The organism is Hongsoonwoonella zoysiae, from assembly GCF_013266695.1.
Taxonomy (GTDB): Bacteria; Pseudomonadota; Alphaproteobacteria; order Rhizobiales; family Stappiaceae; genus Hongsoonwoonella; species Hongsoonwoonella zoysiae.
The window spans coordinates 1,032,764-1,053,861 of sequence record NZ_JABRXF010000002.1 but is presented as its reverse complement, the minus strand read 5'-3'; the positions used below and the strand labels follow the sequence as shown (position 1 = coordinate 1,053,861).

The window sequence follows — 21,098 nt, the reverse complement described above, 5'->3', positions numbered from 1 at the left end:
ATATCGATCAACCTGCGCTATGTGTTGCACACATGAGCGCAGGTGAGTTGATCGACCATATATTGGCGAGCAGCTTGTCCGCGCTCTTGCGAGTGCGGGCTGCTCTCGCGACGCTGTGCCGGCCAAATCGGCCATATCTCAAGATCAACCGATCCCTTGCAGGAATCGGCAAGTTGATCGTTGGTTTGCTCGCGGAGCAACTTTTCCGCGCCCGAGCGGGCGCAGGTTGCTCCGTGGACACCGAAACGGCTTCGACCCGCTTTGTCGAAGGGCTTGACCGGGTGGCCGACCCGCTCCGCGCCCTTCTTCTCGCATCTCTTTGCCGTTTCAGGTGCCATTTGCTCCAAATTCATGGGTCCAGACCCCAGGTGCAACTATGGTACTTTCGAGATGTTCATTGTCTTTGCCGGAAAAACAACTAACGCAAACGGCTTAAAAAAAGAAATTATCGATATCCCGCTAAAATATAGCGGCGTATTTTTTTGAGAATATTTAATGCTGTTTCGATAGATCTATGGTATATATCACGAAGCGGAACTCTTTCTCCGAAACATGGAGACCAGAGCGCTTTCCACGAAAGCGAAATCGCTTTCGTGTCAAGAATTCGCTCCAGTTCAAATGTCGGAGCATATTCCGCCAAAACGCCATCCGTTTTGGCGGAATATGGTCTGCGCAAACCTGCAGGAAACCGTATGGTTTTTAAAGGTTTGCAACGATGCTGCCGGGCTAACCCGCCAGATCCCGAGATCAACCGAACCGAAATCTTCCCGATTTCGGTTCGGTTGATCGTCAATTTCTTGCGGAACAACTTGTCTGCGCCCGACCGGGCGCAGGTTGCTCCGTGGACACCGAAACGGAATTGATCTGCCACGTCGAAGGGCATGAACGGGTGGCTGAACCGCCGGGGGTGCATCTCTTTGCCGTTTGTAGCGCCATTCCAGTCTTATTTTTGAGTCTGTGACCTTGGCAAAGAACTCAATGCGTGGCTGCTCGGTGATGGCCTGCCAGAAGGGCGGGGCAAAGGGCGCCCGGTGCTGGCCGGCAGCTGGGGCGCGCCCATCGCGGAAACCTTTTAGGCTGCCGGTCGTTTAACGTTCAGCGGGTGACACGAGCGACCGGGTTTACGCCGGTGCACTCATTTTGCCCCTTTGTGACATATTCTGGAGACATGCCGATGTTGATACGACATTCTTTCCGTGTCCTCGCCGCAGCGGCCGTATTGGGCGCGGTGGCGATGTTTCTCCCAGACACCGTGCAGGCACAGCAGATCGAGGCCGAGACGACAACCGGCCTGAACCAGCGCGCCGGTCCGGGCACTCGTTTTCCCGTGATGACCACGGTGCCACGTGGCGGTCGGATCACCCTGCATGGCTGCCTTGCAGACTACGACTGGTGCGACGGCACTTACCGGGGCATCCGCGGCTGGTTTGCGGCGGCCTTTCTGGAGATCGCGTATCGGGGATCGTGGATGGAGGCGTCCGACTATGCTCGCTACGCCTATCTGCCGGTGGTCTCGTTCCAGATTTCTTCTTACTGGGACCGCTTTTACCGAGACGAACCTTTCTACGCGCGCATCTCGGCCTATACGGACGGTGTCGCCCGTATCGGCGATCGCGCATCCGTAAGCGTTTCGGTCGGCTCCTTCTACCGTCCGCTCGCGCCATACGGCCGCTGGACCGAAGTTCGCGGTCGGTATGTCTGGGTACCGGACGTTTCGTCAGGCTGGCATCCCTATACCGAGGGCAGATGGGTCCACACCCGGCGCTATGGCTGGACCTGGATTTCCTACGAGCCGCATGGCTGGGCCACCCACCACTATGGCCGCTGGGCCTATTCGTCCACGATAGGCTGGTTCTGGATCCCCGGCACCCGCTGGGCACCGGCCTGGGTCGCGTGGAGGAGCAGCGGCGACTATCTGAGCTGGGCCCCTCTGCCGCCGGTCCGCGATGACGTCTTCGGCTTCAGCATCAGCCTCTCCTTCAGCGACATTCCGCATTATTACTGGCGGGCGGTTCCGATACGGCAGTTCCAGTCGGCCGACATCTCCAATGTTGTGATCGGCGACAACAATACCATCATCAACATCATCAATCAGAGTCAGCCGGCCGGCACGGTCGTGGTCGAAAACGAGATCGTCGTCAACAATGCGATCGACGTCGACTTCATCGAGAAGGAGACCGGCGAGCCGGTGGTTACCCGCGAACTGGAATTGACCGCTTCCGAGCAGGTGGCCGGCGAGGTCATCGAGGATAGGGTCGAGATTTTCCATCCCAGCGAACTCGCCGAATCCGAGCGGCCCGAGGAGGTTGTCTCTACCGACGAGGTTGCCGAGACCAGTACCACAACTGGCCAGGCCGGCGACGAACCCGGAACGGAGGACCGTGTGCCGCCCGCGCCGCAGGCCGGCGTAGCACCACCCGAAGATCGCAGTGGACCGCCTGCGCGGGCCGAGCGCGCGGAACGGCAGCCCGGACCTCCCGCCGATGCCGGTCCCACCGTGGACGTCCCGGAAGGTGAGGCATGCCCGGAAGGTACGGCCCGCCTGCCCGGTGGCAGCTGTGGCGAGCCGGCCGCGGCACCTGCCGAGGAGGTGGCGCCCGAAGCGCCGGCCGAGTCACGCGAAGCGCCGGGCCAGCGCGAACAGCCGGCCGAGGAGGCCGAGCCGCAGCGCGAAGAAGGGGCACCGGCGGCAGCCGAGCCGTGCCCTGAAGGCACCTTGCGCCAGGCCGACGGCAGCTGCGCGCCGGCGACCGAAGCAAGACCCGCCCCGGCTGAGGAGGTGACGCCCGAAGCACCGGCCGAGGAGCGTGGCCAGCGCCAGCGGCAGGAGGACGTTGCACCCGAGCCGGTGCAGCAGGAGGAAGCTGCACCCGAGCCGCCCCGGCAGGAGCGTCGCCCTCAGGCGGAGGAGAAGACGCCCGAAGCACCGGCCGAGGAGCGTGGCCAACGCCAGCAGCAGGAGGAAGCTACACCCGAGCCGCCGCGGCAGGAGCGTAGTCGCCGCGCCGAGCCCGAGGCAACGCCGCAGCAGGAGGAGCCGCGCAGGCAAGAGCGTCGCCGCCAGGTCGAGCCCGAGGCCGCGCCGCAGCAGGTCAAGCCCGAGGCTGTGCCGCAGCAGGTCGAACCGGAACGGCAGCGGCCACAGCGTGAAGGCGGCAACCGCGAGAACCGCGGCAATCCGGCCGGCGGCTGCGCCGAAGGCCAGGTCATGAGCGCCGAGGGCCAGTGCGTCAGCCCGTAACGCCGGGCTATCCGCGAAAGAATGCTCTGGGCCGGCGACGCGAGCGCCGTCTTTGGGCCGGCCTTGTCACGGCAAGCACCATTATCCGCACGAAGCCGGGGCGCGAGCTTCGATCAGATGGTGGCTGCTACTGATTGCCACGTAGTGAATGCCTTGCAGCGGAACTTGCGAAGTGTGTTGCGGGAAATGAGATGCGCTGGACGTTGTAGGTGCTGTAGACGGCAGCACGGGCTGAGAGAAAACTCTGCGCGGATCCAGTCGACATGAAGCGCTGCATTCATCGATCGCCCAAATAGGCCTCGAACCGGGCGCAGAAGTCATCAGGCCCGGAGTACGGCACCCCGATATGGATTTAGACCGACCGGTAGAAGGATCGCGAAAAATCCGGCAGGTATCTGTCCCGAAGTCAGCGCGTCGCGCCCCCGAAGTTCCAGATAGGATAGGCGTTGACTGGTCTCGGTAAAAGACCCGTGCGAAACAGGTTCGGGCTAATTGCAGCGCACTCCTCCTTGTAAAAGGGCTTAGTCCCGAAAGGCCTTGTCATGTTTTGCGGCACTTTGTCGTCCGCCTCTTGCGTGCCAGCCGGCGCGGTCGACCTGCAGGGCAGCATGAAGGCACCGACGCGGCGCCACGCAATTCGGGAGATGTCCTCGATCATTTCCTCGTCATAGTCGATCCGGTACACCGGCGGGCTGCGGTGCGCCGAATGGCGGCAGCAGGCCCGTTTTTCCCGAATTACCCACTCGCAGTTTGTTCTGAATGCGACCCCAATGAGAATGTCGGCTTTTGGGATTCCTCTTCTGCGCAACCCGTGATTCAAGCGGGCAGGAGGAATTGTCCATGTCCGATCATTACTGGTTTACCGAAGCTCAACTCGTGCGTATCCGATCCTACTTCCCACGATCCTGGACTTGCCTCGACAAAGTGGAGAGCACCAACTGAGGGAACAGGAGGTGTGCCATGGGACGAGGAAACGGATCGACGCTGGAGTTTCGCCGTGAAGCAGTGCGGCTGGCGCTGACGAGCGGGCGGACACGCAAGGAAGTCGCCGAGGGGCTCGGTATCGGGCTTTCGTCGCTGACGAGTTGGACCGGTCGCTGATGTGGGGCGAAGGATTCGTGGGGATCGCGCCGCTCTTTCGCGATCTTGGGTATGAGGAAGTCGCAAGACGGTCTGCGCGAAGGCCTCTCATGCGGCTTGCGTTGTGATTGTCCCGCTGTCGTGTGAACTTTCGTAAGTTCGCCCTTTGCGAGGCGCGCCCTCATCGCATAAGTATGGGGGGAGCCGCGCCGCCTCCGGGTGGTGCGCCCGTTGTTACAAGGAGCAGATGGTGCGCATGACGAACCTCTATCAAAATGTGCCGAGCCGCCTCGACGATGAGGAGGAAGAGCAGACCAAGACGCCGCAGTCGATCCAGGTCGACAAGCATCTTTTCGACGCGCGCACCGTGTTGATAACCGGCCCGATCACGCAGGAACTGGCGCGCGATGTCTGCGCGCGGCTTCTTGCCCTGGCGCAGGTGTCGAACGATCCGATCACCGTTATCGTCTCCTCGCCAGGCGGGCACGTGGAATCGGGCGACATGATCCACGACACGATCGGTTTCATAGGCCCGGAGGTGCGCATTCTCGGCATGGGCTGGGTCGCAAGCGCCGGCGCGCTGATCTACATCTCAGTGCCCAAGGAACGCCGCTACTGCACGCCGAACACACGCTTCCTGCTGCACCAGCCGTCAGGTGGCGCCGGCGGCCAGGCTACCGACATCGAAATTCAGGCGCGCGAGATCATCAAGATGCGTGAGCGGCTGAACAAGCTCTTCTCGGAAGCGACCGGACAGCCGATGGAGCGGATCGAAAAGGACACCGACCGCGACTACTGGATGGGACCGGAAGAGGCGATCGAATACGGGCTCGTCGGCAAGGTGGCTCGAAGCGTCGCCGATATGGACTGACGGACGGCGGTTCGCGAAGTAATGCAAGGCGGGCGGGGCGGCGTTCCCGCCCCCTTTGCGCTTGGGCCGGAGCTTTTTTCGTGATTGGCTATGCTTGGAGTTGTGCCGCTTCGGCGAAGAGATATGGGCGAACGCTTTCGAGAATGTAGGAGATTTCGATTGCCGCCCGCATATCCTCGCCGTTGCGGCCGATTGCCGATATCAGGTATTGCGCGAAAACGCTGAATTGTCCTTCGCTGACGAAGAGCCCGTCATGAACGAAGCCGAGCGGCAGGCCTTCGTATGTCGGCGATCCGCCCGTAAGATAAGTCAGGAATTCCACCAAGCCGGTGCGTGGGCAGATGCGGAGGCGAACCTGATTTCGAGACATGAAGAGCGGGTCCTTCGCGAGCCGTACCATCACCTCGTCGACGGCACGCTCGATCGCGGGCCGTCCGCCGAGCCTGAGGTAGAGTGTCATACGCCTGCCTCCTTTTTGTTGATGACCGAAAAATCATTAAGCGGCGGCAGGGACAGCGTCTGTGACGCTGGTCACCGTTCTCATGTTTGGACGGAGGTTTTTCAGGCTTGATCGAGCCAACAAGGAGAGGTGGTTCTCGTGGAAAGCGTTACGATCAAGGATACCGTCATTCCCAAGCTCGGCCTTGGCACATGGCGGCTGGCGGATAAGGAATGCCGCGACATGGTGCTGGCCGCGCTTGAAGATGGCTGGCGCCATATCGACACGGCGGCGATGTACGCCAACGAGGCTGAAGTGGGCAAAGGCATCCGGTCAAGCGGTGTATCCCGCGAGGATGTATTTCTCACGACCAAGGTCTGGTACGACAGGATCGCTCCAGAAGACATGATCCGCTCTTGCGAGGAAAGCCTGGACAGGCTGGGGCTGGACTACGCCGACCTCATTCTTATCCACTGGCCGAATCCGCGCATTCCACTCAAAGAATCCATAGAGGGACTGCTGGAGCTTAAAAACCGGGGATGGGTGAAGGCTATCGGAGTTTCGAACTTCACCTCCCGCATGATGCGCGAGGCGCAGGGCTACGCGGGTGGTGCCCTGGTGGCCAACCAGGTCGAATATCATCCGCTGCTTTCCCAAAGACGGGTGTTGGAGGCTGCCGACGAAACGGATATGGCCATTACCGCTTATGCGCCCATTGCCCGCGGGCGGGTATCCGATGTGCCGGTCATTCAGGATATCGCCAGGAAGCACGGCAAGACGGAAGCGCAAGTGGCGCTCAGGTGGCTTATCCAGCAAGAACGGGTGGTTGCCGTCCCCAAAACGGCTCATCGCGCGCGGCTTAGGGAAAACGCTGGAGCGTTGGCATTCGAGCTTACGCCTGAGGAAATGGATGCGCTCTTCGCGCTCGGCTCGGCTTCCGGGCGAACGGTCAACATGGATTGGGCGCCGACCTGGGACCCCGAGTAGGCCGCGCCGATGTTTGCGCTGGTCTCGAAAGTCGCTTTTTTCCTGTTGCGGCCATCCAACCTGCTAGTCGCAACGCTGTTGGCCGGGCTTGGCCTCAACCTGCTGAGGCTTCGCCGGCTGGGCGGGGTGCTGATCGTTCTTTCCGCCTCGGGACTGTTCGTCGGCGGGTTTTCGCCGCTTGCCAACTGGCTGATACTGCCGCTGGAGCAACGCTTTGAAACTCCCGATCCCATGCCCGAAGCCGTCGCCGGCATCGTCGTCCTTGGCGGGGCGATCGATACGCTGGCAAGTGCGGCAAGGCCCTATCCCGGTATAGAGCGCCCGGCGGAAAGGCTGATGGTGGTTCCTCGCCTTGCGAGCCGATACCCGTCCGCCCGCATTCTGCTTTCCGGCGGAACGAGCGGTAAGTCCGAGGATCAAGGCGAATCCGCCTTCGCCCGCGATATCCTTACCGAGTTGGGTGTGCCCTTGGCGCGTATCGAGATCGAGGGCGCCTCGCTCAACACATGGCAGAATGCGAAAAATGCGCTTGAAGTCGCGAAACCAAAGCCTGGCGAAACCTGGCTGCTGATAACGTCAGCCGCGCATATGCCACGGTCCGTCGGGGCGTTTCGTCGAGCCGGGTGGGCGGATATTGTGGCATTTCCCGTCGATTGGGAAACAAGCGGAACGGACGACCGCTCCCGCTGGTTTCGTTCCGCGTCAATGGGGCTGACGCGGCTCGATCAGGCCGTGAGGGAATGGATCGGCCTTGCGGCCTATTTTGCAACCGGACGGAGTGACGCTCTCTTTCCCGGTCCGTGACGTTTTCTCACCCGCGTGCACGAAGGCATTAATTTCCGCCATGACGCCCGGATTGAGGGTTTGATGCCTGAACGGATCGTTCACGCTAGTGTTAGTTTAATTGCTGCAGTGCAACCTTTCGCTCGGAGGGTTGGGCACCTATTTAGATTTTGCCGGATAAACGTGACCGGACGCGGCAGTGCCGGGATTTGCGGGGATACACCATGACGATCAATGCGTCTCTGATTGTTGCCGATGTCGTGGAGTGGCTGCACGACGGCGCTATCCATATCGAAAACCCGGTGCGGCTGATCGGACAGCTCGCGACAAGGCTGCGCGAGGCAGGTGTTCTGGTCGACAGGATCTCGACGAATATATCCGTATTGCATCCGATCGTCAGGGCGGAGAGCGCGCTTTGGACATCCAACGGTGAAACGGAACTCCGTCGGTACAAGGAATCGGCAAATCTGCAGCGTCTTTACGATGAAAGCCCGTTGAAGCAGGTTTTCCTCAACAATGAGACGCTCCACAGGTCGATCGACAAAAAGCCGGCGGCTGATGAATTTGCCATTCTCGCGGACCTTCGTGCTGGCGGTTACACAGACTATGCGGCTGTGCCGATGCCGTTTTCCGATGGTTCAACGAAGGTGTTTACCGCCGCAACGAAGGAGCCGGGTGGCTTTTCCAAGGCGCATATCGCGGTGCTTGAAACGGTTGCACGCCCACTCGGGCTGATTTGTGAGCTTCAGACTCTCAAGCGGTCATCGCGTACGATGCTTGAAACCTACGTCGGCAAGCGCGCGGGACGGCGGGTTCTAGAAGGGACTATCAAGCGCGGCGAGGGTGAAACGATCTCGGCGGTTGTCGGATTTGCCGATCTTCGCGGCTTCACTCGCCTTTCCAACACCCTGCCGGCGGAGGAACTGGTCGTTCTTCTCAACAATTACTTCGGTGCCATCACCACTGCAGTGGAAGGCCATGGCGGAGAGGTGCTGAAGTTCATCGGTGACGAAGTGATGGCGGTCTTTCCCTACAGTTGCGAGACGACGGCACGGGAAGCCGCGCGCCAGGCGCTGATGGCTGCCGGCGAAGCGGTGGAAAAGATCGCCCGCATCAATCGGAACTGCTGCGACGAGTCGCCTCAGATCAGGGTTGGTATCGGCTTGCATGCCGGTGATGTGTTCTTCGGCAACGTTGGGGCGGAAACCCGCCTTGATTTCACGGTGATCGGGCCAACGGTGAATCTCGCTTCGCGGATTGCCGGGCTGTCGCGTGATCTGGAGCATGACATCCTGGTGTCGCAGACAATCGCCGACATGATGGGATGCCATGCCGGCTATAGCGGCCGTTATCCGGTGAAGGGGTTCGACGAACCCGTCTCGATTTTCGAGCCGACGGCCCGCATGCTCGGCGAGGATGGCAACTGGTGCGCGGATGTGGCGACCGACCGCGCTCTGGAAAAGAACTGACGCCGGCAAAGCACGATCAGCACCGCCAGCGTTGTTGCCGCGAAGAGGCGCGGGTCCACGAACCAGCCGAGATAGCCGATCGAGAAGAAAAAAGCGCGCTGGCCCCGATTGAAATGTACGCCGGCCTGAACCATCAGGTCACCGGCTTCCGCAGCGAAAAGGCGCGGCAACTCCGGTTCGTCGCGCGTAATATCCGGTGTCGCGCCGACGAGGATCGTCGTGTAGTTGAACAACCGGTAGGCCCAGCCGAACTTGAAAAAGGCATACGCGAAGATCAAGGTAAGGCCGAGCACCTTGACTTCCCATAAAACGGGTGCGTTCGAAGCGGGTAGGCCGAGATGCGTGGCGACTTGCAAGATCCGCTCCGTGGAGTTCAGGAGCGCAAAACAGCCGCCAATCGCCAGCAGCGACGTGGAAGCGAAAAAACCGGTTCCCTGTTGCAGGCCATTGAGGATGCCAACATCCATGATGCGCACATCGCGCGCGCTCATGGTTGCCATCCAGCGGCGGCGATGATCATCCATCGCGCTGGATAAGGTGAGCGTTTTCAACGGCGAATATTCCACCGCAATATTGAACCCGAACCAGGCCAAGACGAACCAGGCGAGGGCGGCATAGTCCGTTGTCGATAGTACATCCATTGGTGCATCCCGGTCGTGGACGACGTTGGCGGGACTTTGCACGAGCAGGCATCCGGCCGGCAAGGGCGCTATTTGATAACCCGCATGAAACCATGCGGTGCGTGAAAAAGGCCGGATCCCTGGATTGCGCTGCGTTATGCATTACGTCGACGTAAGATCTGCAATTTTTGCACTTGCGAAATTTTTAACGAGACCTTAATTCTCCGCGCCACGACGGGATGGCAAAAGCGTAAGAGGCTGGGGCGCCATCCACGGTTCGGATCCCGAAAGATCCTGATTTTGTGAAGGGTTTTCATGGACGAAAACGTGCAGAAATCCTGCTGGGGTGTCGCGGTGTGGACCGCGTTGGCCCTTGGAGGTGCGTTGTCGCTCATTTTTCTGTTCGGCGGAGCCGATGTCGCACAGACCGCTTCGGTTGCGGTGCAATAATCAGCTTTCGCAAATGCGCAGACACGAAAACGGGCGTGGGAAACCGCGCCCGTTTTCGTTTTGAAAGCTCTTTTTGCAAACACAATTAATCCGTCTTGCAATCGCGCACTTCACTGTCGACACTGCCGGCCAGTGTCGTGAATTTGAAGTTCCTTCCGACCACGCCGGGGGAGACGAACTTCGGATTCGGATGATTGGTGCAAATCAGCGGAGGGCGTCATGCCTGCAAGAATGAAGAAAGGCTATCGGGCGTTGATCGACGAGGCCATGGCGGAGGTAAAAACGCTAAGCGTGGCGGAAGCGCGCGAACTGCACGAAAACGAGGATGTCGTATTCGTCGATATTCGGGACGTGCGGGAGCTAAAGGCGCAAGGGTCTGTTCCCGGGGCGCTCCATGCACCGCGGGGCATGCTGGAATTCTGGGTCGATCCGGAAAGCCCGTATCACAAATCGGTCTTTTCCGAAGACAAGACATTTGTGCTTTATTGCGCGGCCGGCTGGCGTTCGGCCCTTGCCACGAAAACCCTTCAGGACATGGGGCTTGAGAAGGTTGCCCATATCGAAGGCGGGTTCGGAGCCTGGACCGAGGCCGGATTTCCCGTTGAAAAGAAAGAAAAATAGGCGCGCATATCTGGTGCGTAAGGGCACTCGGACCGTTCCCGTCTTTCGCTGGAGGACCAAATGCGGCTTGCAATCGGCAACAAGAACTATTCCTCCTGGTCACTCAGGGCCTGGCTTGCCATGAAGCTGACGGGAGCGGATTTCGATGAAATTCTGATCCTTCTCGATACGCCGGAATTCAAGGCGGAAGTCGAGAGGTTTTCTCCGGCCGGACGTGTACCAACGTTGATCGACGGCGACGTGGTCGTTTGGGATTCGCTCTCGATCATCGAATATCTGGCGGAGAAGTTCCCCGAGAAGGGAATTTGGCCGAAGGACCAGACGGCACGGGCAAACGCACGTTCGATCGTTGCCGAAATGCATTCCGGCTTCCAGGATCTGCGGAACGGTTATCCGATGAACCTGAGACGCAAGCCAGCTTCGCGTGCCGAGCCATTCGACGCCAAAAAGGATATTGAAAGAGTGCGAGATATCTGGCGCGATTGCCGCGAAAAATATTCGAGTGACGGCATGTTTCTGTTTGGCGATTTTTCTGCTGTCGACTGTTTCTATGCGCCGGTCGTCACGCGTTTCTTGACGTATCAGTTGCCGCTGGCGGGTGTCGAAAAGGCTTACGCGCATGCGGTCATGGAGCATTCGTTCATGCGGCAATGGCGCGAGGAAGCCTTGAAAGAACCCTGGATCGTGGCTGCGGATGAAGCGGAGTGATGTACCTTTATCATTCTAATAATTTGATTAACAACACAAAAATCTGTCATATTGACTAAAACGTAAACGTCATTCAATTTCACGTCGATTGGTTCGCACCGGCGTGCTGAATGCGCCGACCGGGGAGGGATAGGAACGTGACGTCTTTGCCAAGCAGTCTCACGGCCCATACGCCGGAGACGGAGGAGAACCGGGCAGCCTGGGCGGAGCTTGCGAAAGATCTCAAGACCCGCCGCAGCGAGATTGCAAAGGGTGGCCCGGATCGCGCGCGTGAGCGCCATGTCAAACGCGGCAAGTTGCTGCCGCGCGAGCGTGTGGCGCGGCTTATCGATCCCGGAAGCCCGTTCCTCGAGTTGTCTCCACTTGCGGCCCACGGGATGTACGATGATGCAATCCATGGGGCCGGGCTCATAACCGGCATCGGCCGGGTTTCCGGCCGCGAGTGCATGATCGTGTGCAACGATGCCACCATCAAGGGCGGCACCTACTACCCTATGACGGTGAAAAAGCACCTGAGGGCGCAGGAAGTCGCCATGGAAAACCGGCTTCCCTGTATCTACCTTGTCGATTCCGGCGGGGCGAACCTGCCGAACCAGACCGAAGTATTCCCCGATCGCGATCATTTCGGCCGTATTTTCTACAATCAGGCCAATATGTCGGCGATGGGCATTCCGCAAATCGCGGCGGTGATGGGCTCATGTACGGCCGGAGGGGCCTATGTGCCCGCGATGTCGGACGAGACGATTATCGTGCGCCAGCAAGGCACGATCTTTCTTGCCGGGCCGCCACTGGTTAAGGCGGCGACCGGGGAGGTCGTTTCCGCGGAAGACCTGGGCGGTGCGGAGGTGCACACCCGCACGTCCGGCGTCGCGGACCATTACGCCATTGATGACGATCAGGCACTTGCGCAGGCAAGGCGCATAGTTGCCAACCTGAATTTCGAGAAACGCCCACAAATCCAATTCACCGAGCCGCGCGATCCGGTTGTCGATCCAGCGGACCTGGATCGTGTCGTCCCGGTCGACCTCAAGAAGCAGTATGATATCCGCGAAGTTATCGCGCGGATCGTCGACGGTTCGGAACTCGACGAATTCAAGGCGAATTACGGGACGACGCTGGTGACCGGCTTTGCCCGAATTCACGGAATTCCGATTGGGATCATTGCCAATAACGGCATTCTGTTTTCCGAAAGCGCGCTGAAGGGAGCGCATTTCGTTGAGCTTTGTTGCCAGCGAAAGATCCCGCTGCTGTTCCTGCAGAACATCACCGGCTTCATGGTTGGCCGCGAGTATGAAGCCGGCGGCATCGCCAAGGACGGCGCAAAGCTTGTGACGGCGGTTGCTTGCGCAAAGGTCCCGAAGATTACCGTGATCGTCGGCGGCTCTTATGGCGCGGGCAATTACGGCATGTGCGGGCGGGCCTATCAGCCGCGTTTCCTGTTCATGTGGCCGAATGCCAGAATTTCCGTGATGGGCGGGGAGCAGGCGGCGAGCGTGCTGGCGACAGTGCGCCGCGACAATATCGAGGCTGACGGCGGCACATGGAGCCTGGAGGAGGAAGACGCTTTCAAGGCGCCGATCCGTGACAAGTACGAGCAGGAAGGCCATCCTTATTATGCCAGCGCAAGGCTCTGGGATGATGGCATCATCCTGCCGCAGGAGACGCGCCGCGTGCTTGGCCTTGCCTTTTCCGCCACACTAAACGCCCCGATACCGGATACGCGCTTCGGCGTGTTCCGCATGTGAGGAATCTCATGCTGTCATCAGTGTTGATCGCTAACCGGGGTGAAATAGCCTGCCGCATCATCAAGACCGCGCGGCGCCTCGGCATCCGGACCGTGGCCGTCTATTCGGATGCGGACAGAAACGCGCTGCATGTGAAGCTCGCCGACGAGGCGGTTGCGATCGGGCCGGCACCGAGTGCGCAATCCTATCTTGTCGGCGAAAGGATCATTGAAGCCGCGAAGAAGACGGGCGCGGAGGCGATCCACCCGGGCTATGGCTTCTTGTCGGAAAATGCGGCTTTCGCCGACGCATGCGAGCGTGCAGGGATCGTCTTTGTCGGGCCATCCGCGGCTGCCATCAGAGCGATGGGCTTGAAGGACGGGGCGAAAGCGTTGATGGAAAAGGCCGGCGTCCCGGTCGTGCCGGGCTACTACGGCGATATGCAGGATGCCGATTTCCTGAAGCGCAAGGCCTATGAGGTCGGCTATCCGGTACTGATCAAGGCGGTTGCCGGCGGTGGTGGCAAGGGCATGCGCCGGGTCGACAAGGCGATCGATTTTGACGATGCGCTCACTTCCGCGCAACGCGAAGCCCAAGGCGCATTCGGCGATCCGCGCGTGTTGATCGAGAAATTTGTCCTCAACCCGAGGCACATAGAAATTCAGGTGTTCGGCGATAATCACGGCAATGCCGTACATCTCTTCGAGCGCGACTGTTCGGCGCAGCGTCGCCATCAGAAGGTGATCGAGGAAGCGCCCGCGCCGGGCATGACCGATGAAGTGCGCAATGCCATGGGGCAGGCGGCCGTGGCGGCTGCGAAGGTCGTCGGTTACAGCGGCGCGGGAACAGTTGAATTCATCGTCGATGGATCCGGCCCTCTTCGCACAGACGGTTTCTGGTTCATGGAAATGAACACGCGCCTTCAGGTGGAGCATCCGGTCACCGAACTCGTCACCGGTCAGGACCTAGTGGAATGGCAGTTCCGCGTGGCCTCGGGCGAGCCGCTGCCATGCGAGCAGGACCAGTTGTCGCTCAAGGGGCATGCGGTTGAGGTTCGGCTTTATGCGGAAGACCCGGATAACGGCTTCCTGCCATCGACAGGCAAGCTCGAAGTCCTGGAGCTTCCGGATTTGGAGAAAGTGCGTATCGATACCGGTGTCGTCGAGGGAGCGGATGTTTCCCCCTTTTACGATCCGATGATCGCTAAAGTTATCGTGCACGGTGAAACACGTGATGATGCCTTGGAGCGACTTTCCGCCTATCTGAAAGCGGCCAAGGTCGCCGGGCTGAAGAGCAATCTCGCATTTTTGGCATCGCTGATTGACCTTCTGGAGGTTCGCGAAGGCGGTTTCGATACCGGGTTGATCGACCGGCGGATCGCGACGCTAACGGAAGGTGTTGTCTCGGAGGCGACAATCGCCGCGGCCGTTGCAGAGTTGATCGGGGGAAGCAGGAAGCCGGAAAGGCGGGAAGGCTGGCTGGACCCTTGGTCCGTCGAAGATGCGTTTCAGCTTTCGGATGCTCGCCGGCTCAAACTCAAGATAGATGTGAGCGGCGAAACACGCGATATCGATATCGCTTGGGAAGGCGGCAGGATCGTAAGCGAAAACGGTGTGGAGGTTCCGGACAAGGCCGGCGAGGTCCTGCGCCGCGGCGCCGTGGTCTGGGCGTTCGAAGGCGGGCGCGCCGTGAGGGTCGCGAAGGTTGATGCGCTTGCCCGTGATGTCGAACCGGCCCATGGGACCGCCAGCGTCAAGGCGCCCATGCACGGCAAGGTTATCGCAATCCATGTCAAGGCGGGCGACCACGTGACAAAGGGAGACAGGCTTGCGGTCGTCGAGGCGATGAAGATGGAGCACGCCATCACCGCGCCGCGCGACGGTGTGATCGAAGACGTGCCTGTCGTCGAGGGAGATCAGGTCGATCAGGGGACTGCCGTCGTCGTAATGAATGACGAGGAAAGCGCCGGTGCAAACAAATGAGGCCCCTTAGGCCGCGATCGGGGTGAGCTTGCCCACCAAAGTGTCTGTCCGGGTTATGCGCGGGCGCCATCCCAACAGACGTTTGGCGCGGTCATGACCGAAACTCTGCGACAACGTGTAGCCGGCCCGCCAATCGGCCAGGGGGTTGGCTCCGGCTTCCGGTTCCTCAAGCGCCAGATCGAGCGTCAACCCGCTCGACTGGCTGACCATATCCGCAAGCTCGCCAACCTTGACACCCTCCACACCACAGCCAACAACCATGATCCTGTAACGGTGCTCCTCGACTGCGCGCAGGTAAAGATCCGCAAGGTCTTCGGCGTCCACGAGCGGCCAGACGGTGTCCGGGTTCGCGCGCGTCGAATAGGGAAGGCCTTCTTCAGCCATGCGCAGCATGTCCGATACCGGGCCTGCGACCTGAGAGCAGACAAGTGCCGGGTGGATCACCGAAACACCCAAAGTTTGTATCGCTTGCAAAGAACGGATCGTCTCCGCCATGAAGGCGAACGAGGGAAGGGGACGGAAGGGGGTCGTCTCCGAAAGCGGCTTGCCTCCTGAATCGGGATAAAGCCAAACGCCGCCCGTGTAGACAACGTTGAAGGGGATTTCCCGCCCGGCGGTTGCCTGCCGGAGGGCAGCGACCAGCTTCTTTTCCGAGGGGCCCATTGTTTCATCGAAGGAGGCCCCGGCATGAACGAGGGTGTCGCAATAGACGGCGTCGGCCACCCATTCGTCCGGGGCACCGAGGTCGCCGCGTACGATGTCCACACCCTGATCGCGGAGGATCATCTCCGCGCGGTCGGAACGCGCAAGCGCAGTAACCCTGTGCCCGGCCCTTTGAAGGCGAGCCATCACATGCTGGCCGATAGTTCCCGTTCCTCCTGTCAGAAAAATATCCATGTGTATTGTCTCCAGGACTTGACCGGACCGCCCGTTATCATGTCATGAATCCGCCTGTTGCCGATTCGCGCAAGCGATTGCCTTTAATTCGCGTCATTCAGCCGCCGGCTGTGTTTGCGAGGTCACCTGTGTAAAACGGTAAGGATGCCTTTCCGGGCATTTGTTTGTCTCGACCCGATTGCTAAATATGGGTCATGAGCCTTCATCTGGTAAAACTTTGCGTTGGAGCGGAATCCGTTGAGGATCTGCAAGCCTGGATCGATCAGCGCCAAGCCGATCGCCGTGCCAAGGGTATGCCGGCGGAGCAGATCCACACGACCCGAATGGTGCCGACCAGGGCACAGGACCTGCTTGACGGCGGTTCGCTCTACTGGGTCATCAAGGGATATGTGCAAGCGCGCCAGCGCTTGATCAATATTCGTCCGTTTACCGATGAAGGCGGGATAAAGCGCTGCCATCTCGTCCTCGATCCCGAACTCGTTACAACCAGAATGCAGCCGCGGCGGCCGTTTCAGGGATGGCGATACCTGAAACCGGATGATGCGCCGAAGGACGCGAACACGAACTCGGAGGCCGGCGATATCCCGGAAACAATGCGCCGCGATCTGGCTGAACTTTGCCTGATCTGAAGCCTTCAGGATTGCTACACGGCCATATTGTCGATTAGCCGTGTCTTCCCAAGCCACGCGGCAACAAGAATGCGTCGGGACCGGGTATCATCCGTGACGGGGCCTAGGGTATCGCCGTCGCGCAGTTCCAGATAATCGACCTTGAAACCGCGTGCTTCCAGCCTCTGTCTGGAAATCGGCAGAACGTCATGGGTATCTTCGCCTCCGACAATCCGCTCGACCGCTTCGCGCAATATTTCCGGAAGGCTCGCCGCCGTTCGCCGCTCTTCGGGCGACAGATAGACATTGCGCGATGACATGGCGAGACCGTCCGGCTCGCGCACGGTGGGCGCGCCGATGATTTCGGTCGGGATATTGAGATCCCGGGCCATGCGCCTGACAACGCATAGCTGCTGATAGTCTTTCTCGCCGAATATCGCGACATCCGGCATTGCCGCCAGGAGCAGCTTCGTGACCACAAGGGCGACGCCGTCGAAGAAATGAGGACGAAAGGCACTTTCCAGCCCTTCGGAAGGCCCACCTACCGTGACGCCTGTCGCAAACCCTTGCGGATACATTTCCCGCACTGACGGAATGAATGCGGCCTCAACGTCAAATGCGCCCAGCAATTTTAGATCCTTGTCCTCATCGCGTGGGTACGCATCGAAATCTTCATGCGGAGCAAACTGCGTTGGATTTACGAAGATCGATACGACGACGCGGTCGGCTTCGACGCGCGCGCGCTCGACCAGGGAAAGGTGGCCTTCATGCAGTGCCCCCATTGTTGGCACCATGGCTATTCGATCGCCTACTTGGCGTGCGGGCCTGAGCGCCGCTCTGAGTTCGTCAATTGTCCTGTGAATCTCTGGAGCGGTCATTCGCTGCTCCTTCCCTCCGTATTTTTATTTCTATTGGGTCCGAACATGCCGCTCAGTCCATGTTGCGTTGCAGTATCTCTAGCAGATCGGTTTGGTGCGCGCATCCCGGCCAATCGAGCGAATTACGGATTGGTATTGGCGTGCACGATGCCATATTTGAAAGCAGGACCAAAAACGGGGCAGGGAGCCTGCAGGTGTCTGACAAGCGCGACATCGTCGACAAAAAAGGCAGTGCGCTATCGCATGATCAGAGTTCGTCTTCAGGGGATATCGCTGAGTTCCTCAATGCCGCGAAGCGGATCAAGCCGTCCTCGGGGATGGGGCGGCTGATCATTGCGCTGGACGCGACGATGAGCCGCCAGCCGACCTGGGATCGGGCATGTGGCATTCAGGCGGAAATGTTCGGCGCGGCGGGAACGGTCGGCGGCCTATCCATGCAGCTTGTCTATTTTCGCGGCTTCGGGGAATGTGCGGCATCCAAATGGGTGGTGAATGCGAATGCGCTTGCGAATCTCATGACCCGTATCGATTGCCGTGGTGGTCAGACCCAGATCCGCAAAGTCTTGAGACATGCGATAGACGAAACCCGGCGCAAGAAGGTGCAAGCGCTTGTCTACATCGGTGATTGTGTGGAAGAGGATGTCGACGATCTCTGCGCAAGGGCGGGGGAACTGGGCCTTTTGGGCGTGCCGGCATTTATCTTCCAGGAAGGGCGGGACGCCCATGCAGAACGCGCCTTTCGTGAAATCGCAAGGTTGACCAATGGCGCCTATTTCAGCTTCGACAGCGCTTCCGCCAGAGAGCTGGCGGAATTGCTCAAGGCGACGGCGGTTTACGCGTCCGGCGGGCTAAAGGCGCTCGAAGATCTGGAACGCAAGGGAGATGCCGGTGCACGCCTTCTTCTGCCTCATATGCGTTGATCTTGCCGCTTGAATGCGCAACCTTCCGACCACCGCAACCCTTGGAGGTAAGTAACGAATAATGGCGTATCTGATCCTCGGGATCATCTTGCTTTTGATCCTGCTTGTCTTTGGCCGCGCCTTTGTGAATGCCAATCCCGCTTCGCTTGCAAATCAGATCAGGATCGCCGGCGGGATATTGCTGCTGGCGGCGGCGGCCGGACTGGTATTGACCGGACGCTGGGTGCTCGCGCTCCCGGTGGGCGGGTTTGCGCTATCGCTTTTGGGGCTGCGGAAGATCGCGGGGTTTTCTTCAGCCGGCGGGGGACAATCCGGTAGCGGGGCTGCTGCCGGCCAGTCGTCGGCGGTTCGTTCACGTTTTATTGAGATGCGGCTCGATCACGACAGCGGCGATATGGACGGGATGGTTCTTGAGGGCAAGTATCAGGGGCAAACGCTGGATGCGCTTGCCCCCGGATCGCTGAAGGAGCTCTGGGAGGAGATAAGGTCGGACGGCGACAGTGTGGCCTTACTCGAAGCTTATCTCGACCGCCGGCTTGCCGGATGGCGTGAAGACTTCCAGGCGGATGCCGCAGACCGGCAGGGCGGCCCGTCTGGCTCTGGCGCCATGTCCAAGGAGGAAGCCTACGAGATTCTTGGGCTTTCTGACGGCGCCGGCGAGGCGGAAATCCGGGCGGCCCACCGCCGCCTTATGAAGCGGCTGCACCCCGACAGCGGCGGCACTTCCTTTCTCGCCGCCAAGCTCAACGAGGCTAAAGACGTGCTTTTGCGAAGACATTGATCCCCCACCTTCACGCATTACTCATAGATGGCGTAGCAATCGTATTTCGCTCGCTTGAGCGTTTTGCAGGCGCTCCAGGCTTCCGATTTGGAGGCGAAACCGACGAACCTCGCGCGGTAGAGCGTATTCCCCCCGGACTCGACAGGTTCCGTGTAGGGGTCGATCCCGCGCAGCGCGCCTCCGGCCTTGCCCTTTGCGCGCTTCAGGATGGAAATTGCGAGGTCTTCCGTTTCTGCAGCGGCAATCTGAACCTGCCAGCCCGGCTCCGGATCGGCGGAATTGTTGGACGCTACAGTGACAGTCGCTTCGTCGTCGATGTCTGCATCGCCCATGGCGACAGGTTCGGCGGAGGCGACTTCGACAGACTCGCTCGGAATGGCTTTCTCCGGCGACGGAAAAGGGCGGCCGGGAATGACCGCGATTGTCTTTACCTTTTTCACCTGTGCGATTTTCTTCGCAGGCTTCGGGCTGGTATCACCAAACAAGGGTGAGTTGACGATCCTGTCTCTCGCAGTGATCTCGGACTTTGCTTCCGGCAGCGCGATAGCGGCCTTACGCTCCGGAGCATAAGAGGCAACCAGGCTCGCCTTGGAGGGCACCTTCGCCGGAATCGGCACCGCGCCCGTTACTCGCGGTTCGTTGTCGAGCTCAGGCTTCAGGTCCGGAACCGGTGCTTCGGCAAGGCTGGCGGCATGGAAAGCGGCACCGCGGCGCGCACTTGCGACGAGCACGTTGGATCGGTTGGGCCCGGTGGAAGCCTTGGGAAGGTATTGAGCGATGAGCTTCTTCATCTGCGCATTGCGCGATGCGCCCGTTCGCCCGCCCATGACGACCGCGACGATCTCGCGATTATCACGTTTAACGGATGTCACAAGGTTGAAGCCGGATGCGCGTATGTACCCGGTTTTAATACCATCGACACCCTTCACGCTTCCCAGAAGGCGATTGTGGTTGCCGTAACGGCGGCCTTTATAGGTGAAAACGCGCGTATCGAAATAGCCGTAATACTTTGGAAATCGTTCCTGGATGGCGCGCCCGAGGGTCGCCATATCCCTGGCCGTCGTCTTCTGGCCCGAGTCCGGAAGGCCGGAGGCATTGCGGAAGGTCGTGTTCTTCATGCCGATACGGCGCGCGGTCGCCGTCATGCGCCGGGCGAATGCGGCTTCCGAGCCTGAGATGTTTTCTGCGACCGCTGCTGCGATATCGTTTGCGGATTTCGTCACGAGAGCGAGGATTGCGTCTTTGACGCGGATCGTCGATCCCGGCTTCAATCCCAGCTTCGACGGTGGCTTGGCGGCGGATGTTTTCGTGATCCTCAACTGGCTGTTGAGGCTAAATCGCCCAGCTTCCAATTCCTCGAACAGAACATAGAGCGTCATGATCTTGGTAAGGGATGCGGGATATCGAGGTGTATCCGCCTTGTAGGAATAGAGCGTCTTGCCGGTTTTCGCATCCACGACTATGCCGGAATATTTAGGATTGGCGTCGGCACTTTGAGGGTTTGCGATCCCCAATCCGACGGCAACGGCCGCTACAGCCGCGCAACGGACGAGCGACTTCAGGAAACGTCCCGTACGTTTGGCACTCTTACTCAACACAATAGCACCCTGTTCTGGGATAGACGGTTTCGATTCGTGCCGAATGCGGCGTCTCATCCCGACACCGTATTCTCAATTCGGCGCGACATTGCTGCAATGCAGATTCGCAGTCGGTCGCAACTCGTAAACCATGCTGGAAACGCGGTTACCATTGTGTAAATGAGCAAGGCGGCTTTGATGCGGTTTGGGCGGAAATCCGGGCGAAAAACGCGAAACCTGCGCCCGAAGAAGTTTGTTGTTATGGTTACTCATTCGTTAATAGCGACATATTCCGACCGCTGTACAGGGCGCTTCATTCAATTTTCGCTACAGCATCGCCGTTCGGCGGTGAACAGTTACTCCCAACGACTCGAGTGAATTCCGCCGCGATTTTGTTCGCACCTCGATGCCAATGCTGCACGGGCTGAAAGCATGGCGTCAGGTTTTAAAAAATACCGAGCG

17 protein-coding genes and 3 pseudogenes are annotated in these 21,098 nt (G+C 59.7%); 14 read left to right on the top strand and 6 right to left on the bottom strand.

Translation table 11 applies throughout. The features are described from left to right. The first annotated feature begins 1,168 nt into the window (after window positions 1-1,168). The gene (locus HPQ64_RS16045; RefSeq protein ID WP_172889497.1) at window positions 1,169-3,241 is read left to right on the top strand and encodes a DUF6600 domain-containing protein; all 2,073 of its coding nucleotides are present in this window, start codon (window positions 1,169-1,171) and stop codon (window positions 3,239-3,241) included. Window positions 3,242-3,354: 113 nt separating this feature from the next. Here HPQ64_RS16045 and HPQ64_RS20820 read toward each other — a convergent pair. Beyond that, a pseudogene (locus HPQ64_RS20820) lies at window positions 3,355-3,509 on the bottom strand (IS6 family transposase); the annotation flags it as partial. Between the two features lie 692 nt (window positions 3,510-4,201). Between HPQ64_RS20820 and HPQ64_RS16040 the strand changes: the two are divergent. Continuing rightward, a pseudogene (locus tag HPQ64_RS16040) lies at window positions 4,202-4,330 on the top strand (transposase); the annotation flags it as partial. A gap of 247 nt (window positions 4,331-4,577) precedes the next feature. After that, window positions 4,578-5,192, top strand: coding sequence for an ATP-dependent Clp protease proteolytic subunit (locus HPQ64_RS16035; protein ID WP_172889496.1), 615 nt, complete (start codon window positions 4,578-4,580; stop codon window positions 5,190-5,192). 88 nt (window positions 5,193-5,280) lie between these two features. Here HPQ64_RS16035 and HPQ64_RS16030 read toward each other — a convergent pair whose 3' ends face one another. Continuing rightward, window positions 5,281-5,652 (bottom strand): globin domain-containing protein, encoded by a 372-nt coding sequence (locus HPQ64_RS16030; RefSeq protein ID WP_172889495.1) that lies wholly within the window; start codon window positions 5,650-5,652, stop codon window positions 5,281-5,283. A 138-nt stretch (window positions 5,653-5,790) separates the two neighbouring features. On the opposite strand from HPQ64_RS16030, the gene HPQ64_RS16025 reads away from it, so the two are divergent. The 3 genes and pseudogenes from HPQ64_RS16025 to HPQ64_RS20740 all read left to right on the top strand — a co-directional run. Next, on the top strand, window positions 5,791-6,618 hold the full coding sequence (locus tag HPQ64_RS16025; protein WP_172889494.1) for an aldo/keto reductase: 828 nt from the start codon (window positions 5,791-5,793) through the stop codon (window positions 6,616-6,618). A 9-nt stretch (window positions 6,619-6,627) separates the two neighbouring features. Beyond that, on the top strand, window positions 6,628-7,422 hold the full coding sequence (locus HPQ64_RS16020) for a YdcF family protein (RefSeq protein WP_172889493.1): 795 nt from the start codon (window positions 6,628-6,630) through the stop codon (window positions 7,420-7,422). Between the two features lie 203 nt (window positions 7,423-7,625). Further along, window positions 7,626-8,705, top strand: a pseudogene (locus HPQ64_RS20740) (adenylate/guanylate cyclase domain-containing protein); the annotation flags it as partial. A gap of 44 nt (window positions 8,706-8,749) precedes the next feature. On the opposite strand, the gene HPQ64_RS20245 reads toward HPQ64_RS20740, so the two are convergent. Further along, entirely contained in the window at window positions 8,750-9,511 is a 762-nt protein-coding gene (locus tag HPQ64_RS20245) for a DUF599 domain-containing protein (RefSeq protein WP_210260297.1), read from the bottom strand. A gap of 294 nt (window positions 9,512-9,805) precedes the next feature. Here HPQ64_RS20245 and HPQ64_RS20655 point away from each other — a divergent pair, with 294 nt between their 5' ends. The 5 genes from HPQ64_RS20655 to HPQ64_RS15995 all read left to right on the top strand — a co-directional run bounded on the left by HPQ64_RS20655 (window position 9,806) and on the right by HPQ64_RS15995 (window position 14,975). Continuing rightward, the gene (locus tag HPQ64_RS20655; protein ID WP_281358308.1) at window positions 9,806-9,940 is read left to right on the top strand and encodes a hypothetical protein; all 135 of its coding nucleotides are present in this window, start codon (window positions 9,806-9,808) and stop codon (window positions 9,938-9,940) included. Between the two features lie 219 nt (window positions 9,941-10,159). Further along, on the top strand, window positions 10,160-10,561 hold the full coding sequence (locus HPQ64_RS16010) for a rhodanese-like domain-containing protein (RefSeq protein ID WP_172889491.1): 402 nt from the start codon (window positions 10,160-10,162) through the stop codon (window positions 10,559-10,561). A 60-nt stretch (window positions 10,562-10,621) separates the two neighbouring features. After that, window positions 10,622-11,269 carry a glutathione S-transferase family protein gene (locus HPQ64_RS16005; RefSeq protein WP_172889490.1) on the top strand — a complete coding sequence of 216 codons (648 nt, stop codon included), beginning with the start codon at window positions 10,622-10,624 and terminating at the stop codon, window positions 11,267-11,269. A 137-nt stretch (window positions 11,270-11,406) separates the two neighbouring features. After that, the gene (locus HPQ64_RS16000) at window positions 11,407-13,014 is read left to right on the top strand and encodes a carboxyl transferase domain-containing protein (RefSeq protein WP_425483825.1); all 1,608 of its coding nucleotides are present in this window, start codon (window positions 11,407-11,409) and stop codon (window positions 13,012-13,014) included. Window positions 13,015-13,022: 8 nt separating this feature from the next. Further along, entirely contained in the window at window positions 13,023-14,975 is a 1,953-nt protein-coding gene (locus HPQ64_RS15995) for an acetyl-CoA carboxylase biotin carboxylase subunit (RefSeq protein WP_172889488.1), read from the top strand. Between the two features lie 6 nt (window positions 14,976-14,981). Here the strand turns inward: HPQ64_RS15995 and HPQ64_RS15990 are convergent, their stop codons facing one another. After that, window positions 14,982-15,872: an NAD-dependent epimerase/dehydratase family protein gene (locus HPQ64_RS15990; RefSeq protein ID WP_172889487.1), complete on the bottom strand. Its 891-nt coding sequence runs from the start codon at window positions 15,870-15,872 to the stop codon at window positions 14,982-14,984. A gap of 194 nt (window positions 15,873-16,066) precedes the next feature. On the opposite strand from HPQ64_RS15990, the gene HPQ64_RS15985 reads away from it, so the two are divergent. Further along, a complete protein-coding gene (locus HPQ64_RS15985; RefSeq protein ID WP_172889486.1) occupies window positions 16,067-16,501 on the top strand; it encodes a DUF1489 family protein in 435 nt (144 codons plus the stop codon). Window positions 16,502-16,515: 14 nt separating this feature from the next. On the opposite strand, the gene panC is transcribed toward HPQ64_RS15985, so the two are convergent. Next, window positions 16,516-17,358, bottom strand: coding sequence for a pantoate--beta-alanine ligase (gene panC / locus HPQ64_RS15980; protein ID WP_172889485.1), 843 nt, complete (start codon window positions 17,356-17,358; stop codon window positions 16,516-16,518). A gap of 194 nt (window positions 17,359-17,552) precedes the next feature. Between panC and HPQ64_RS15975 the strand changes: the two genes are divergently transcribed. Next, the gene (locus HPQ64_RS15975; RefSeq protein WP_172889484.1) at window positions 17,553-18,278 is read left to right on the top strand and encodes a vWA domain-containing protein; all 726 of its coding nucleotides are present in this window, start codon (window positions 17,553-17,555) and stop codon (window positions 18,276-18,278) included. 61 nt (window positions 18,279-18,339) lie between these two features. Continuing rightward, entirely contained in the window at window positions 18,340-19,059 is a 720-nt protein-coding gene (locus HPQ64_RS20465; RefSeq protein ID WP_246270724.1) for a DnaJ domain-containing protein, read from the top strand. Window positions 19,060-19,076: 17 nt separating this feature from the next. Here the strand turns inward: HPQ64_RS20465 and HPQ64_RS15965 are convergent, their stop codons facing one another. Further along, complete coding sequence (locus HPQ64_RS15965) at window positions 19,077-20,654, bottom strand: serine hydrolase (protein ID WP_246270723.1); 1,578 nt, start codon at window positions 20,652-20,654, stop codon at window positions 19,077-19,079. Between the last annotated feature and the right edge of the window lie 444 nt (window positions 20,655-21,098).

Excerpts from the sequence above, each read along its gene's own strand:
- HPQ64_RS16045 (WP_172889497.1), top strand. The coding sequence starts at position 1,169 with ATGCCGATGTTGATACGACATTCTTTCCGTGTCCTCGCCGCAGCGGCC.
- HPQ64_RS16035 (WP_172889496.1), top strand. The coding sequence starts at position 4,578 with ATGACGAACCTCTATCAAAATGTGCCGAGCCGCCTCGACGATGAGGAG.
- HPQ64_RS16030 (WP_172889495.1), bottom strand. The coding sequence starts at position 5,652 with ATGACACTCTACCTCAGGCTCGGCGGACGGCCCGCGATCGAGCGTGCC.
- HPQ64_RS16020 (WP_172889493.1), top strand. The coding sequence starts at position 6,628 with ATGTTTGCGCTGGTCTCGAAAGTCGCTTTTTTCCTGTTGCGGCCATCC.
- HPQ64_RS20245 (WP_210260297.1), bottom strand. The coding sequence starts at position 9,511 with ATGGATGTACTATCGACAACGGACTATGCCGCCCTCGCCTGGTTCGTC.
- HPQ64_RS20655 (WP_281358308.1), top strand. The coding sequence starts at position 9,806 with ATGGACGAAAACGTGCAGAAATCCTGCTGGGGTGTCGCGGTGTGGACC.
- HPQ64_RS16010 (WP_172889491.1), top strand. The coding sequence starts at position 10,160 with ATGCCTGCAAGAATGAAGAAAGGCTATCGGGCGTTGATCGACGAGGCC.
- HPQ64_RS16005 (WP_172889490.1), top strand. The coding sequence starts at position 10,622 with ATGCGGCTTGCAATCGGCAACAAGAACTATTCCTCCTGGTCACTCAGG.
- HPQ64_RS15995 (WP_172889488.1), top strand. The coding sequence starts at position 13,023 with ATGCTGTCATCAGTGTTGATCGCTAACCGGGGTGAAATAGCCTGCCGC.
- HPQ64_RS15990 (WP_172889487.1), bottom strand. The coding sequence starts at position 15,872 with ATGGATATTTTTCTGACAGGAGGAACGGGAACTATCGGCCAGCATGTG.
- HPQ64_RS15985 (WP_172889486.1), top strand. The coding sequence starts at position 16,067 with ATGAGCCTTCATCTGGTAAAACTTTGCGTTGGAGCGGAATCCGTTGAG.
- panC (WP_172889485.1), bottom strand. The coding sequence starts at position 17,358 with ATGACCGCTCCAGAGATTCACAGGACAATTGACGAACTCAGAGCGGCG.
- HPQ64_RS20465 (WP_246270724.1), top strand. The coding sequence starts at position 18,340 with ATGGCGTATCTGATCCTCGGGATCATCTTGCTTTTGATCCTGCTTGTC.